We start from the raw sequence: 16,130 nt of genomic DNA, 5'->3' as shown, positions 1-16,130 counted from the left end.
ATCTTTGAAAAAAAAATATTCAAATTATAAAGAAAGATACTTGCAAGAAAAAAAGGAAAATTTACATGTATAGCAACTGCGTATTTATCATAGAAAGCCCTAATAAAATCTACAAACTCAAAGAATTAATAGGAAGTTCATTTGTTTTTGCGACAGGGGGGCATTTTGTAGAGTTGGTTAATATTGAAGTGAATAAAGGGTTTAACCCAGTTTTTGAAATCAAAAAAAGCCCTGATAAGAAAAAGGATAAATCCGTTCATATTAACCATATGATAAATCAATGTAAGGAAAGAATAGTCTATATCGCCACAGACCCTGATAGAGAAGGGTATGGCATAGGCTATAAGTTTTATGAAAAAATTAAAAATCTAGCTAAAACAATCTATCGTGTGGAGTTTTTTGAGATTACAAAAAGCGGTGTAGAAAAAGGCTTGAATAACGCTGTGTTATTCTCTCAAAGCAATCTCAATCTTTATTATAGTTGGTTGGGTAGGATTGTAAACGACCAATTCATAGGTTTTACTTTAACGCCTTATTTACGCAAAGGTATTAAAAATTTTGAAGTAAGTGCTGGTAGAGTGCAAACCCCTGCTCTTTCTATTCTAGTAGAGCTAGACAGAAAAATAAAAGCTTTTGAGCAAAAAAGCGTTGATGAAAAATTAAGTTATAGCATAGAAGCTATTGTTGATTTATTAGGCTCTCAAATCCCTATTGCTCTAATAGAAGAAAATAAAAAGAAAGTGTTTGACACCAAAGAACAAGCTCAAAACTTTTTAAATGATTTAAAAGACAATCTCAATCCCTTAGCTTTTTTAGACACAATGGAACAAATTGACAAAGAAAAAGCTCCGCCCAAACCTTTCACTACTTCTAAGCTTTTAAAAGATGGGGCTAGAGTTTTAGGAATGGGAGTAAAACAAATCCAAGATTACGCTCAAAAACTCTTTGAAGCTGGGTTAATCACTTATATTCGCACTGATAGTGAAGCCTTAAGCAAAGAATATTTACAGGAGCATAAAGAGTTTTTTGAGAGCGTTTATCCTAGTGTGTATGAATACAGAGAATACAAGGCTGGTAAAAACTCACAAGCGGAAGCCCACGAAGCTATCCGCATTACACACCCCCATAGATATGAAGACCTAAAGCAAGTCTGCTTAGAACATCAAATCACAGATATTGATGCCTTAAAAGTTTATACGCTTATCTTTTTTAATACGATTTGCTCGCAAAGTAAAAACGCTATCTATGAGAACACGACTTTAAACCTTAAGATAAAAACGCATAACTTTAAAGGTAGTTTTAGCAAACTCAAATTTAAAGGCTTTAAAGAAATTAAAGACTTAGAAGAAGAAAAAAACGATGAAGAAGAAATACAAAGCGGTATTGATTTTTCAAGCCTACAATTAAAAACCCAAATGCCTATTGTGAATTTTTGTATCAAAGAGATTAAAGCCAAAGCCCCAAGCCCTTATACAGAAAGCACCTTTATTACCATGATGGAAACCTATGGCATAGGGAGACCTAGCACTTATGCTAGTATTTTTGAGACCCTAACAAGTAAAGGCTACATTGCCCTAGAAGGCAAGAACAGAAAAATCACGCCCACAGCTCTTGGTAAAAGTATCATAAGTTTTTTTGAAAATGATATTCAAACACGATGGGTAACTATTTCAAAAGTAGATGATAGCTTCACCAAAGAACTAGAAGAAAGCTTAGACTATATCGTTAAAGATGGAGCTTAAAAATACCACTCAAAATTTTAATGAAATTACAAATGAATTTAAAATTTCTAATGAGACTTACGGAATGGATTTTTAAAATCCATTCTACTTTATAACGCCACACAACTTTACTTAGCATATTTTTTAATCAATTCTTTTAAGCTAAAGTCTAAAGATTTATTCTCGTCCCTTAATTGTTCTTTTTGGCATTGGTTGAAATTTTGCTCCATTTATTCTTTAGTAGTAGAAGTATCTAAAAGACAGGCTTTAAATTCTTTTTTGTAGTCTTGTATAAACTTATCAAACTTTTCTCCGTTATGGGCTTTAATTTGTGCTTCTTTGCAACTATCTTTAAGGCTAATATACTTTTCTTTCTCGTGTTCGTTGTGTTCTATACAAATATCTGTAGCAAAATTGATTAAGGCTTCTTTATTCTTTTTTAACAACTCTACAGATTGGTTAGCCATTTTTTCTGCATCAATAAAAGGACTTTATTGTTCTAAGTGGGGGTTCATACTTATTGCGATTTCTTTTAAGCTTTTATTATCTAAAAACGCTTTTTGGCAATTTGTAGATTTTTTATAGGGGTTAATATAAACGCCATTCATAAGACCAGCTTTTTCTAGTTTTGAATTGTCATTTCTAATACAAGTAGCAATGTTTGATTTTACACTTAGTTCTTTGGAGCTAGAAAAAGGGTCATTAAATTTCTCATACACTTCTTTTTGGCATAACCTTTCTTTGTTAGGTAAATTTTGCAAATTTTTAATGCACTCTTTCGTGAAGTAAGGGATAATATATTGCTTTAATTGTGTATATTCTCTTTCAAGTGCTTCTAATTGTGCATGATTGATGAGTCTTTTTTGCTGGTATTGTTGTTTTTGATAGGCATTTCGTTTTGCACCACATTGTTCCTTTAACTTAGGGTTATGAAAATCAAAACAATGAAATTTACCAGTCTCTCCTTGAATAATTGGCGTTAAATGAGTGTTTAAATACTCATTGTTTCTTTGATAACACTTAGCCCTTAATTCATCATTGGCAAAATCATCACACTTATATATATTGGTTTTTTTAGTAACAATAGGTTCAATCCAAATTTCTTGAGCTTTTAAACATTGTTCTACGCCATTATATTTTTCAGGAAAAGACCACATTTCTTTCTTGCAATCATATTTAACGCTATTTTTAGCTTTCATTAAGTGGTCATTTAAAATTTTCTTGTCTACAAATGCACACCCACTTACAAGAAGTCCCACCAAACACGCTAAACTTAACGCCCTAAATTTTAAAAAGCGTAATTTACTCTCTCTCATTTTTGCACTCCTTAAAATTAAAATTGCTTTTCATTATACCCTATCCTTTTTTACAACCTACTTGCCTTATCCAAAAGCATTTGCTTCATTTCTTTTTTCTTATGTTCTAGATAAAACACAATAGCATTTTGAATAAACATGCTTTTACTCTCTTTGAATGCTCCAAATTCTTTTAAGTGTTCTTCAAGGTCATTCATGACCTGTTCTGAAATCCAAAGGGTATAAGCCTTCTTTTTGTCTTCCTTGTTAGTTTTATGGGCTTCTTCAAAACGACTATCCAGTTCGCTTAAAGTTTCGTTGTCCATACTATTTCCTTTTTTGGTATTTTTAAATTCCATAATTATCCTTTAAATTAAGCTATTAGTAATATCATAACACGATTAAGCGTTATTTAGTATTAAATTATGCAAATTTTGCTATTTTCTATAGCAATAATCCATGACTAAATGAATTAACACTAAATCCCAAAAGCAACAATCAAGAAAAGTATCTTGACTATCCCATTTAAGAAAGCTTAAAAATTGATTCTTATTGCCAAGAATGAACTGATACAAGCAACCAAAATATTTTACCGATAAACCGACAAATACCAAATAATCATAGGTTATAAGCAAAATGAAAAGATGAGATGAGTAGAGATAATCTTTCAAAACTAAGCAAAAAGAAGTTCTTCTTTTAGGTAATACTCTAATGGCTTTTAATAAGCGAATATTAAAAGCTCTTCTCTAGAAAGGAGGTGATCCAACCGCAGGTTCACCTACGGTTACCTTGTTACGACTTCACCCCAGTCGCTGTGTGTGCCGTGGGCAGTAGCTAGTTTAGCATCCTGACTTAAGGCAAACACAACTCCCATGGTGTGACGGGCGGTGAGTACAAGACCCGGGAACGTATTCACCGTGACATGGCTGATTCACGATTACTAGCGATTCCAGCTTCATGCAGGCGAGTTGCAGCCTGCAATCCGAACTGAGAGATGTTTTTGAGATTTGCTCCACTTCGCAGTATTGCTTCTCTTTGTACACCCCATTGTAGCACGTGTGTAGCCCTAGGCGTAAGGGCCATGATGACTTGACGTCGTCCCCACCTTCCTCCTCCTTACGGAGGCAGTATCCTTAGAGTTCTCAGCATAACCTGTTAGCAACTAAGAAAGGGGGTTGCGCTCGTTGCGGGACTTAACCCAACATCTCACGACACGAGCTGACGACAGCCGTGCAGCACCTGTTTTCAAGGTCTAGCAAGCTAGACACTCCACTATTTCTAGCAGATTCCTTCAATGTCAAGCCTAGGTAAGGTTCTTCGTGTATCTTCGAATTAAACCACATGCTCCACCGCTTGTGCGGGTCCCCGTCTATTCCTTTGAGTTTTAATCTTGCGACCGTACTCCCCAGGCGGGATGCTTAATGCGTTAGCTGCATTACTGGAGAGACTAAGCTCCCCAACAACTAGCATCCATCGTTTAGGGCGTGGACTACCAGGGTATCTAATCCTGTTTGCTCCCCACGCTTTCGCGCAATCAGCGTCAGTTATGTTCCAGCAGGTCGCCTTCGCAATGAGTATTCCTCTTGATCTCTACGGATTTTACCCCTACACCAAGAATTCCACCTACCTCTCCCACACTCTAGAATAGCAGTTTCAAATGCAGTTCTATGGTTAAGCCATAGGATTTCACATCTGACTTACTATCCCGCCTACGCGCTCTTTACGCCCAGTGATTCCGAGTAACGCTTGCACCCTCCGTATTACCGCGGCTGCTGGCACGGAGTTAGCCGGTGCTTATTCGTTAGATACCGTCATTATCTTCTCTAACAAAAGGAGTTTACAATCCTAAAACCTTCATCCTCCACGCGGCGTTGCTGCTTCAGGCTTGCGCCCATTGAGCAATATTCCCTACTGCTGCCTCCCGTAGGAGTCTGGACCGTGTCTCAGTTCCAGTGTGTCCGTTCACCCTCTCAGGCCGGATACCCGTCATAGCCTTGGTAAGCCATTACCTTACCAACAAGCTGATAGGACATAGGCTGATCTCTTAGCGATAAATCTTTCCCCCGTAGGGAGTATCTGGTATTAATCATCGTTTCCAATGGCTATCCCAAACTAAGAGGCACATAACCTATGCGTTACTCACCCGTGCGCCACTAATCCACTTCTAGCAAGCTAGAAGCTTCATCGTTCGACTTGCATGTATTAGGCACGCCGCCAGCGTTCACTCTGAGCCAGGATCAAACTCTCCATAAAAAGTGTTTGTCCTAAAGCTCTTTCTGTCTGTTACTATTTATAATAACTTTGGCGTATCACAAGAACTCGTTTTATAAATAAAACGGGTTGTGTTCTTAAGTATTACAACAATACAAAAAAGAAAGAAACTTTTTAAAATTAAAGGTTTAACAAAATGCTAACCCAAGTAAAATATTTTTCAACTTAGAAAGGTCATTTTAAAATCTGCGATAAAGCTAAAAACATCTAGTCTTATATCTTAGATAAGATATAAAATATTCTTTTCTAACTTTAAATTTCAAAACTGACCAATCTAAAATTTTAGAATATTCCTTTTTAAAAAGAACTTCTTAAATTTTGCTTAGTTTTCAAAGATCGTTTGCTTTAATAAGCTATCCTTGTGTTAAAAGACTTTTTTAAAAGCTCTTGCTGAAACAAGGAAGTGAAAGTATAGCTATACAAAGCTTAAGGGTTGCTTAAAGTCTAGAAAATTCCACAAAAAATGTTTTTTTAAAACACCCAGCCATAATTGAAAAACATACCAAAATGGCTTGAGCCTTCTTTTAGCACGATGAAATTCTGAGAATTGGCATTTTCAAAAGCAAATTTCATGTTGTGTTGAATCAAAGGTAGAGAAACCCCTACAGAGTATTTAGAATGCTTATAGCGGTAAGAAAATCCACCCACAAAATCTAAATTCCCACTACTTTTAAAGAAATTTAGCACACTATAGCCATTATATAAAGCTCTCAAACCCATAAAAACTCCCAAAGAACTTGTGAAAGTATTTTTAGAGTAGGTGTTGAAAAAATCTATCAACAAATCCGCCCCTACCCCTAAACTTACTTGTGAAACTTTTCTAATCGTGTCATTGATTTTAGAAAAATTGTATTTGACAATTCCATAATAAGATAAGCCTAAAAATTGGTTGAAGTATTGCTGATAGCCCACCTTAACATTAAAACCCATCATAGCTGAGCGATAATTCTTAGAAACGCTTGAATTTGAATTAGCAGAACTAGTTAAGTTATTGGCATGGTTTATACGATTAGATTTACTAGCATGGCTAGGGTCATTAAAGTTGGTAGAGCCACTAGAAATTACATGCGAAATAGCGTTATTAAAACTATTCATAAACGCTTGGTTAATACTCTCACTAGGTGCAAAATTTTTCCCTATATCGTTATAGTTCACAGGCAGTTTATTTTGCTTGCCTAAATCAGCCCATGCTTGTTGGGTAACCCCCACCATGCCCCTGTAAATGCGTTTGCCTTTATAGTCAAACCATTGTCGGTTATCACTAGGGCTAGGCTGCAAAGTAGATTGGTAGCAAAAAATACCCTTCCAACTCCCATCAGGACATGTCATGTTCCCCATATGGCTATAGCCTTTTACATGCCCAAATTCATGCACTAAGGTTTGAAAGTTTGTGCGCGAATCTTGATTATTAATATTTAAATCTTTGAAAAAAGGGTCCTTATTAGGGTCAATTACCTTGTCTAAAAGCCCTACAGAATGACACTCTTTAGGCGTATTTTCGCCCATAATTTGACAATTCATGGTTAATCCCGCAAAAGCACCATTCATTTGCGATAGGATATAAAGAAAGATAGTTGTTGGCTCTCTGTATTCCTTAATTAAAAACTCTTTAGAAATAATAGGAATTTTGTTAGCTTCTCTTACTGAATGAGAAGGGTCGCTGTCGGTAAAATCGCCCGGATAATTCAATACCAAATCAGCCCAGTCTTTAGAGCTTAACACATACGCCAAATCATAGATAGCATTGACATAATCCTTAGCTTGCTGAACGCTCATTTCTTTAGGGTTTAAGGTCTTTTTTAGATACTCGCTTGCAATATCAAAACGCCCTGTAATATTCACATCAATTTCTGATAAACTCTGTAAAACCCTTTGAGTGTTGCTATCTGAAAACTTTGAGCTTTCTAAACTTAACTTAGGGTCATTCACCCCCTTAAGCATTTCTAAACTTTTTGCACTTAATCGCACTTGACTTTGGGCGTCTAAAGTTTCTAGACCGCCTATAACGACCTTTTGTCCGTTGTCTTTAGTCCATACTAAATCAAGGTTGTGTAAATTATAGGGCATGAAATTTTTAATATTAAGCGTGTCATTCTTGCTGTCCAAAGAAACTTTAAGCCCATTAGTTGTGCTAAACTCACTCTCAAGTGTCTTTAAGCTTTGTTCTGTAAATATGGGCGTGGTATCGTTTTTGAGCGTGGAGTTAGAAAAATAGGCTTTTTTAGAAAGCATTTGAGAATACAGAGCGTTTGGCAAACTTAATGCAGCAAGGTTTTTTGGGGCTATCGCAATAATCTCTTGCTTGCTTTCCATAAGCCCTGTTTCAAAACCCCCTTCTACAAAAAATCCACTTTTAGAATGGGCTTCACATTCGCTTAAAAAACTTGCTAACACAAACACCGCTTTTTTACTTATCGCTTTCAATACCTAAATTCCTTATTTTATTTGCAGTAATTTATTTTAATTAAAAACTCTTTAATTAACTTTAAAATAACAAAGTAACAAAAATTTAGTTAGGAAATACGAGTCAAGAATAAGCCTTTTTTAAAGAGTGCTTCAACACTCTTTAAAACTTATCTAGCGTTTGCTGGAAAAAATGGCCTTTAACAAACCATTTTGATAGGCTACAGCTAGGAGTGCCACAACCACACCAAAGATTTGTAAGGCAGATAAGGTCTCGCCAAACAAGAATGGAGCAATAATTGCCACAGTAGCTACAGGGCTTAAAATGAGTAATCCCGCCCCTAAAGTCGGATTCAATTTCACACTACCATATTGAGCAAAAGTCCATGCACATGCTTGACCTAGAACACACTCTATAAACATCCAAAACCAACTCACGCCATTAATGGGGTCGCCCGCAGTAACGGCATGTGTAATGCTAGTTAATTGCTCAATTTCATCTTTAGGCAAGCGCATTTCTCTTAAACCTCTTATCATTTCGCCAATATCCAAGCTTTGAGCAGTCTCTACCATAACGCCGGTTGCTATATCAAAACCATTTCCGGTAATGACATACGCCCAAATTAAAGGAGCTACAAGCTGTGCAAAAGATGCAATCATAATGGGCTGGACAATTTGACCTTGATTGATTCTTCCAGCTCTTCTACTAGCAAACAAATACACCCCATAACAACAACCTGAAGTCAAACCACAAATCGTGCCTACCGCCATAATACTCATACCAAAGACTTCTTGAGGTCCATTAGGATCTACTATGCCATGCTCTAAAGCTCCGCCTGCTAAAATCACCCCTGCCAACATGATAGGAGCCAAAATATAATAGCTTAAAGGAATACGCTCTTTATCTATCATAAACGCCAATGCAGGCAAAATAATCACTTGGATATTTAACAAAATAGAAGCAATTCCAGAGCCTACAAAAAAGATAGAATAATTCCATGCAGTAAAGTCAATCCCTAAAACAAGTCCCGCTAAAATAGAAAGCCAAACGCCTTTCTTATTCAACCAACCCTTACTTTTTGCCTCTATAAAAGCAAAGGGCAACAAACATAACGCCCCACCCAAGCAACGCAAAAACGCTCCTGTGGCGGGGTCAAAATTAGACATCTTTTGCCAAGGGGCTGTGAAAGATAAAAATAAAATACCTAAAAGAAAAATCACATAAGTCATTGGGCTTATGCGTGTATTTGTAACATTATTCATAAAATCTCCTTTATAATTAGGATTATCCATTATCCAACAACAATCATTAATCAATGATTAAAAATCTTATGAATTTACAAAAATATCTTAATATTTGCGTGATTTTAAATTCAATCAAACTAGCGTTTTAAATTTAAAATTTCTTAAAATTTTAATCAAATATAAACAGGTTTATTCAAATAATGAAATTTAAAATAATAGAAAAATGATTAAGAATAGTTATTAAAGATATTCAAGGCTCATAAAAACCTTGAAAGATAAAAAAAATAAGTATCAGTTATAATCAATGCTTATAAGCAACTAGCACACGCTCCAAGCGGTCAATATTTGTCAAAAGTTGTTCAATGTTTTTATTTTGTTCTCTCAAGTTGTTTGAAACCATTTCATTATGGACTTGGTATTTTCTCACTTCAAACCCTAATAAAAATGCTACAACCAAACCGGCAATGCTAAACACAATTTTCATAAACTTCCTTTTAAATAAAATTGTAATCAATGTTGTTCAATAAAACCCTATTTAAAAATACAAATTCATTTTCATAACCATTACCAAATCCCTTTAGTTATCAGGCTATAAAATAATTCGTCGCCTAAATCTCATAGGAACATTTTTATACAGAAATAAACAACAATATAATTATAGTAAAAAAATAACAGAAAGAAAGGTAAAATAGTTACAAAATCCCAAAAAAAACAGCAAATTAAGAAAAATACTTTATGCCATTAGAGTAAAACGAAAGCAAGACCAAGTCCTAGAAATCAAAGAACTAGAACTTCAGAAACAAAAAAAGCGACCAAAAAGTAATAATAAAAACCCTAACCAAAAACCCTATATATTACTACTAAAAATATTTTTGTAGAACCAAGAACTACTTACGCACTTCCTTAATTCTAGCCGCTTTACCCCTTCTATCACGCAAGTAATAAAGCTTCGCACGACGCACTCTACCAATGCGTAACACCTCAACACTCGCCAAACTCTCACTGTAAAAAGGGAAAATTTTCTCCACGCCGATATTGTTAGCCCCCATTTTACGCACACAAAAAGTCCTATCCACGCCATTACCCCTAATAGCAATACACACCCCTTCAAAATATTGCGTTCTAGTTTTCTCACCTTCTTTAATGGTGATACCAAGTCTTAAAGTATCGCCCGCTTTGAATTGTGGCATTGTCTTGCCCTTTAACTGAGCGTCCTCAAATTGCTGAATATAGCGATTTTTCATTAAATATCCTTATTTTCAAAAAATTTAGTGCTACGATTTGTGCCGATTGAATAAATCTAGGCGGTGGAACTTCGTCCTTAATTTTGACAAATCAAACTTCAATTGCGTTATTCTAGCATGATTTCCTTTAGAATATTCTGAAGGCGCAGGGATTTTATTGATTTCTTTTGATTTGAAAGCCGCATTAGCAAAATTAGGAGCTTCTAAAAAATCATTCTCAAAACTCTCATTTTCTAAAGAATGAGCGTTTCCTAAAACCCCTTGAATTTGGCGTGTAATACTATCTATCAAACATAACGCTCCAAGTTCTCCGCCTGTTAGAATAAAATCTCCTAGAGAAAAAACTTCATCAGCCATAAGCTCAATAGAGCGTTCATCAAAGCCTTCATAACGCCCACACACCAAAACCACATGCTCTTTTTTAGCTAAACGAAAAGCGTCAATTTGTTTAAAAGGCTTTCCTACAGCGTTTAAAAAAATCGTGTGCTTGGGGGTTTTGATAGAATTAAGTGCGTTTTCTATCATTTCAGGGTCTAAAATTTGCCCTGCACCCCCACCAATAAGCGTGTAATCAACTTTTTTATGTTTATTAGTACTAAAATCTCTTAGATTTAATACTTCTAATTCAAATAGATTTTTTTCTAATGCTCTTTTTAAAATAGAGCCTTGAAAATAGGGTAACACCAGCTGTGGAAAAAGCGTGAAAACACTAAATTTCACTAACTAGCCTTTAAAAGCATTTTAGCGTTACAACTTAGAATTTGCTTCTCTTTCACAAGCACCTTTTGAATGTATCTGTCGTTATAGGGGATTAAAAAGGTTTTAGCTAAGCCCTTTTTAACCAAGTTGGGTGTTGTTTCTACAATAAAATAATCAATTTGAGCGATTCTTTGGATTTCTGCTACTTTACCCAAAATCTCTTCTTCTTCAATGATTTCAGCACCCACTAAATCACAATAAAAAAACTCATTTTCTTTCAAAATACAGAGCTTCTTGCTCTCTGTTTTACTCATAAAAAGCCCCAAGTTAGTAAGCTCTCTAGCCATTTCAGGCGTTTCTATATTTTCTAAGAATAACAAGTTTTTAGCATGTTCATAAGAATGGATAATATAATCCTTAAAAGAAGAAGCGTGAGACAAGGCATTCAAGGAAGCGACACTAACCTTAACACCCTTTTTCAAGCACTCAGGAAAATCACTTTCTAAGTGGAGTTTCAATCCCCCCTTAAGTCCCACGCTTTTACCAATTTTACCGACTAAGAGCATTCAAAACTTCAAAGGTTTTCTTCGCCTAAAACATAAGGGTTCTTACTCGCAAAAACGACAATTTTATAAGAAAATCCATCTTTGGCCTTGACCCCCGAGACAAACGCTTTAATCGCACTCACCATCTTTCCTTCTTTACCAATCACATGCCCCATGTCCAAGGGGTGGGTATAAATAGCGATTTGCTTGACTTTATCTTCTAAAAGCGTATGCTCTACGCTCAAAACTTGGGGGAAACGCACGACCTTCTTCAAATACTTTTCTAAAAAAGTCGCCACGCAATGCGAATAATCCTTGCATTCAGCTTGAGAAAAAGGTGTTTTGAGAGAATCCAATTCGTGCATTTATTATTCTAAAAAACCTTAGGCTTTTTGAGAAAGCTTTTCTACTCTCTCACTCATTTTAGCCCCAACACCTTTCCAATAATTCAAACGCTCCATATCAATCTTAATATCCTTAGGCTCGCTTAAAGGATTGTAATACCCAATAGATTCAATCCAGCCCCCATCTCTTCGTTTTCTAGAATCGGTTACTACCACTCTGTAAAAAGGCTTTTTCTTTCTTCCAATGCGAGTGAGTCTAATGACTGTCATTATAAAAATCTCCTAAAATATTCGTGTTAAATTTAAGATTATACAACAAAAGCCCCTAAAATATCCTTAAAGGCTCAATTTAACCTAACGCATAGGGGGCATTTGATTTTTGGCTTGGCTCATTAAATTCATCAAGTCGCTAATGCCTTTTTTATTCGTTAGGCGTTTTGCCATTTTGCTCGCTTGGTCAAATCGTTTGATAATGCGATTGATTTCAGACACTTCTAATCCAGAGCCTAGAGCGATTCTCTTTCTTCTACTACCATTTAAAATATCTGGATTTTCTTGTTCTTTTTTAGTCATAGAATTAACCATAGCTTTGATTTTTTTAATTTCTAAGGAATTTTCTAAATCCGTGTCTTTTAAAGCGCTTGCCATATTTCCTAATCCCGGAATCATAGAGATTAATGAACTCATAGAGCCTAATTTTTTAACTTTTTCAATTTGATTTAAAAAGTCATTGAAAGTGAATTGCCCTTTTTTGAGCTTTTTACTCAAATCTTTCGCTTCATTAGGGTTTAGAACGCTTGCGGTTTTTTCAGCTAGTGAGACTATATCTCCAGCCCCCATTAAACGCCCCACAATTCTTTCAGGCACAAACACATCTAAATCAGGGATTTTTTCTCCGCTTCCAATAAAGCGTAAGGGTAAGCCTAATTGATAAGTAACACCTAGTGCAATACCCCCCTTAGAATCGCTATCAAACTTGCTTAAAACCACCCCACTAACGCCAATTTCTTCATTAAAAGTATTAGCACTTTTCACGCCATCTTGCCCGCTTAGTGCGTCTGCAACATACAATACTTCATGGGGGTTTAAGATTTCTTTAACTTCTTTTAACTCATTCATAAGCTCTTTATCAATGGCTAAACGCCCCGCACTATCCACAATCAGCACATCAAATTGCGCCTCTTTGGCTCTTTTTAAAGCGTTTTGTGCGATTTCTTGAACACTTTTATTCTCTTCATAAAAGACTTCTACGCCCACCTGTTCGCCCAAAACCTTTAATTGCTCCACAGCAGCTAAGCGTTGCAAATCACACGCACATAAAAGCACTTTTTTATTCTTAGTTTTTAGGTAGTGGGCAAGTTTTGCGCTGGTAGTTGTCTTACCACTTCCTTGTAAGCCCGCCATTAAAACAACGGTTGGGGGCGTGTTAGCAAAAGTAAAGCCACTACTACCTTTGGTGCTTAAAATCTCTAACAGGCTTTTTTCTAAAGCGTCTAAAAATTGTTGCTTGCCAATGCCATTAGTCTTAGTTTGAGATTCTACCTTTTTTAATAGCTCTCTAGCGACTTTATGATGCACATCGTTTCTTAAAAGCGTTTTTTTCAATTCATCTAACGCCCTATCAAGTGCCTTTTCATCATCTTGAAAGCGGATTTTATTTAACGCATTTTTAAACCCATCACTTAATGCTTGAAACATTTCTATCCTTTCGTTTGTTCTAGTAAATCTAATTCTTGCTTGATTTTACTTTCTTTTTCTAAAAGCGTTTTTAAATTTTCTTGTGCTTTTTCTAGCACATTTTTAGGGGCATTTTTCACAAAATTTTCATTGTGTAAATTAAGCTTTAGCTTTTCTTTTTCTAATTTTTCTAGTTGCTTTTTTAAGCGAAGTATCAAAGGGCTTACATCAAGGTTTTCTAAATTCGCATGCGTTTGACACAATTCCCCCACATCACTCACACTTTTTAAGGGCTTAGAAGTTACTACGCTCACCTTTTCTAACTTGGCTAATTTTTGAGCGTAGTTTTCTAAACGATTTAGGTTTTCTAACTTCTCTCTTAATTCCACGCTCGCTTCTTTTAAAACAATCGGTGGCACTTCTAGCATGACTTTCAAACGCCTTAAAGACACAATGCTATCTTTAATCACTTCAAATTCATGTTCTAATTTTTCATCTCGCTCTAAATCTTTAGGATAAGGCAACACCATAATAGAGCGAGTATTTTCTAATTCGGTATTACTTAGCTTATGGTATAAAAATTCGCTAATAAAAGGCATGAAAGGGTGTAAAAGTTTTAAGCCCTCTTTTAACACGCTCCCTAATTCATCAATAGATTCATTTTCCACCTTAGAAAATTCAATGAACCAATCGCAAAATTCCCCCCACAAAAAGCGGTATAACAAAGTCGTAGCGTCATTAAAACGATAATTATCTAAGGCGTTACGCACTTCTTTTGTAACCAAATTTAAGCGAGATTTCGCATAACGCCCTAAAGGCGTAGCATATTCATTCAAGCACTCTCTGTCTTTAAAAGACTCTTTTTTAAGCTTTAAGAAACTCACTGCATTAAAAAGCTTGTTAGCAAAATTCTTGTTATTTTCTAAATGCGTAGTAGAAAGTTTAATGTCTCTTCCGGTCGCACACAGATTCGCTAAAGTGAAACGCAAGCTATCCGCGCCATATTTTTCTATCATCTCTAAGGGGTCTATCACATTACCCTTAGACTTACTCATTTTTTCGCCCTTTTCATCTCTAACAAGGGCGTGCAAATAAATATCTTTGAAAGGTAGTTCGCCTAAAAGCGATTCGCTACAAAAAAGCATTCTAGCCACCCAAAAAAAGAGTATGTCAAACCCTGTGATAAGCGCTGTATTAGGATAGAAATCTTTCAAGTCATTTTCATTAAATAAATTGCTTTTTTCTTGACCCCACCCAAGAGTAGAAAACGCCCATAGCCCTGAGCTAAACCAAGTATCTAGCACATCTTTATCTTGCTCTAGTTTTTCACTCTTACAAGTAGGACAAACTAAAGGAGTATCCACACTCACAAATTGATGGTTATTCTCACAAGTAAAAACCGGTATTTGATGACCCCAGAATAACTGCCTACTAATACACCATGGGCGTAATTCTCTCATCCAAGCGTTATAGTTATTTATCCAATTAGGGGGGTAGAATTTGGCTAAACCTTTTTGAATTTTTTCAATAGAGTTTTTAGCGATTTCTGGTTTAACAAACCATTGCTTAGACACATAAGGCTCTACCACATTATGACAACGATAGCAATGCCCCACTTGGTGGTTATACTCTTCTATCTTTTCTAATAATTCGCATTCTTTTAATTTCTCTACTATCCTTTCTCTAGCCTCTAAACGCTCTAAATTTTCAAACTCCCCACAATACGCATTTAAAATGCCCTTTTCATCAAAGATTTTGATTAGTTCTAAATTATGGCGTTTGCCAACTTCATAATCGTTAAAATCATGACCTGGGGTAACTTTCACACACCCTGTGCCAAACTCCATTTCCACATGCTCATCAGCAATAATAGGAATAATGCGATTAACTAAGGGCAAGACTACATTTTGTCCTACTAAATGCTTGTATCTCTCATCATTTGGATTTACCATAACCGCACTATCGCCAAATAGAGTTTCAGGGCGTGTGGTAGCCACCACTAAATAATCTTTTTGATTTTCTAAATAGTATTTAATGTTATACAAAGCCCCCTTATGCTCTTCATACTCCACTTCAATATCACTCAACGCCCCATCTTTAGTGCACCAATTCACCATGTAATTATCTTGAGTAATGAGACCTTTTTCATACCATTTCAAAAACGCCACTTTTACCGCTCTTTGTAAACCTTTATCCATAGTGAAACGAGTCCTAGAAAACGCCGCACTCACGCCTAAGTGCTTCATTTGCTCCAAAATCGCTCCCCCGCTTTTTTCTTTCCACTCCCAAACTTTTTCTATAAACTTTTCACGCCCTAAATCTTCTTTTTTAATGCCTTCTGCTAGAAGTTGCTTTTCTACGACATTTTGAGTGGCAATGCCTGCATGATCAAGCCCAGGCTGATACAAAGTTTTGTAACCATCCATACGCTTATAGCGAGTTAGTATATCTTGTAAGCTTAGGGTGAGCGCATGCCCTATGTGTAAGACACCTGTAACATTAGGGGGGGGCATCATCAAGCAAAAAGGCTTGTCTTTTTCTTGAATCTCTTTATTACCATTGATTTCAAAATATCCCCTATGAGAGCAAATTTCATAAATCTCTTTTTCTATCTCTTTTGGTTGATAGGTATTTGTTTCTTGTTTCATCATTGTCCTGTAATTTTAGCACTCTTTAACTTTTGGAA

At 35.8% G+C, this 16,130-nt stretch carries 13 protein-coding genes, 1 rRNA gene and 1 pseudogene; 1 reads left to right on the top strand and 14 read right to left on the bottom strand.

Annotation, left to right across the window (positions count from 1 at the left end):
• Positions 1–65: 65 nt before the first annotated feature.
• Complete coding sequence (locus HCD_RS07940) at positions 66–1,742, top strand: type IA DNA topoisomerase (protein ID WP_014660044.1); 1,677 nt, start codon at positions 66–68, stop codon at positions 1,740–1,742.
• Here HCD_RS07940 and HCD_RS09715 read toward each other — a convergent pair.
• From HCD_RS09715 to valS, 14 genes and pseudogenes are all read right to left on the bottom strand, one after another.
• Positions 1,726–1,860: a hypothetical protein gene (locus HCD_RS09715; protein ID WP_265101291.1), complete on the bottom strand. Its 135-nt coding sequence runs from the start codon at positions 1,858–1,860 to the stop codon at positions 1,726–1,728. The genes HCD_RS07940 and HCD_RS09715 overlap by 17 nt on opposite strands.
• Positions 1,850–3,037, bottom strand: a pseudogene (locus tag HCD_RS07935) (hypothetical protein). Before HCD_RS07935 ends, HCD_RS09715 begins: the two are co-directional and overlap by 11 nt.
• Before the next feature lie 50 nt (positions 3,038–3,087).
• Positions 3,088–3,375: a hypothetical protein gene (locus HCD_RS07930; protein WP_014660043.1), complete on the bottom strand. Its 288-nt coding sequence runs from the start codon at positions 3,373–3,375 to the stop codon at positions 3,088–3,090.
• Positions 3,376–3,766: 391 nt separating this feature from the next.
• A 16S ribosomal RNA gene (locus HCD_RS07920) occupies positions 3,767–5,269 on the bottom strand.
• 489 nt (positions 5,270–5,758) lie between these two features.
• Positions 5,759–7,711: a porin family protein gene (locus HCD_RS07915; protein ID WP_014660042.1), complete on the bottom strand. Its 1,953-nt coding sequence runs from the start codon at positions 7,709–7,711 to the stop codon at positions 5,759–5,761.
• 153 nt (positions 7,712–7,864) lie between these two features.
• Complete coding sequence (locus HCD_RS07910; RefSeq protein ID WP_014660041.1) at positions 7,865–8,953, bottom strand: DMT family transporter; 1,089 nt, start codon at positions 8,951–8,953, stop codon at positions 7,865–7,867.
• Positions 8,954–9,236: 283 nt separating this feature from the next.
• On the bottom strand, positions 9,237–9,419 hold the full coding sequence (locus HCD_RS07905) for a hypothetical protein (protein ID WP_014660040.1): 183 nt from the start codon (positions 9,417–9,419) through the stop codon (positions 9,237–9,239).
• A gap of 403 nt (positions 9,420–9,822) precedes the next feature.
• On the bottom strand, positions 9,823–10,179 hold the full coding sequence (gene rplS / locus HCD_RS07900) for a 50S ribosomal protein L19 (RefSeq protein ID WP_014660039.1): 357 nt from the start codon (positions 10,177–10,179) through the stop codon (positions 9,823–9,825).
• A gap of 30 nt (positions 10,180–10,209) precedes the next feature.
• The gene (trmD, locus tag HCD_RS07895; RefSeq protein ID WP_014660038.1) at positions 10,210–10,899 is read right to left on the bottom strand and encodes a tRNA (guanosine(37)-N1)-methyltransferase TrmD; all 690 of its coding nucleotides are present in this window, start codon (positions 10,897–10,899) and stop codon (positions 10,210–10,212) included.
• Positions 10,899–11,444, bottom strand: coding sequence for a ribosome maturation factor RimM (rimM, locus tag HCD_RS07890; protein WP_014660037.1), 546 nt, complete (start codon positions 11,442–11,444; stop codon positions 10,899–10,901). Before rimM ends, trmD begins: the two co-directional genes overlap by 1 nt.
• A gap of 8 nt (positions 11,445–11,452) precedes the next feature.
• A complete protein-coding gene (locus tag HCD_RS07885) occupies positions 11,453–11,788 on the bottom strand; it encodes a KH domain-containing protein (RefSeq protein WP_014660036.1) in 336 nt (111 codons plus the stop codon).
• 18 nt (positions 11,789–11,806) lie between these two features.
• Entirely contained in the window at positions 11,807–12,037 is a 231-nt protein-coding gene (gene rpsP / locus HCD_RS07880; protein WP_014660035.1) for a 30S ribosomal protein S16, read from the bottom strand.
• An 84-nt stretch (positions 12,038–12,121) separates the two neighbouring features.
• Positions 12,122–13,465 carry a signal recognition particle protein gene (ffh, locus tag HCD_RS07875; RefSeq protein ID WP_014660034.1) on the bottom strand — a complete coding sequence of 448 codons (1,344 nt, stop codon included), beginning with the start codon at positions 13,463–13,465 and terminating at the stop codon, positions 12,122–12,124.
• Between the two features lie 2 nt (positions 13,466–13,467).
• The gene (gene valS / locus HCD_RS07870; protein WP_014660033.1) at positions 13,468–16,092 is read right to left on the bottom strand and encodes a valine--tRNA ligase; all 2,625 of its coding nucleotides are present in this window, start codon (positions 16,090–16,092) and stop codon (positions 13,468–13,470) included.
• Between the last annotated feature and the right edge of the window lie 38 nt (positions 16,093–16,130).

The sequence above is a fragment of the Helicobacter cetorum MIT 99-5656 genome, assembly GCF_000259275.1.
GTDB lineage: Bacteria > Campylobacterota > Campylobacteria > Campylobacterales > Helicobacteraceae > Helicobacter > Helicobacter cetorum.
Note: the sequence above shows the minus strand (reverse complement) of the source record. Positions and strands in the feature narration are given on the sequence as shown.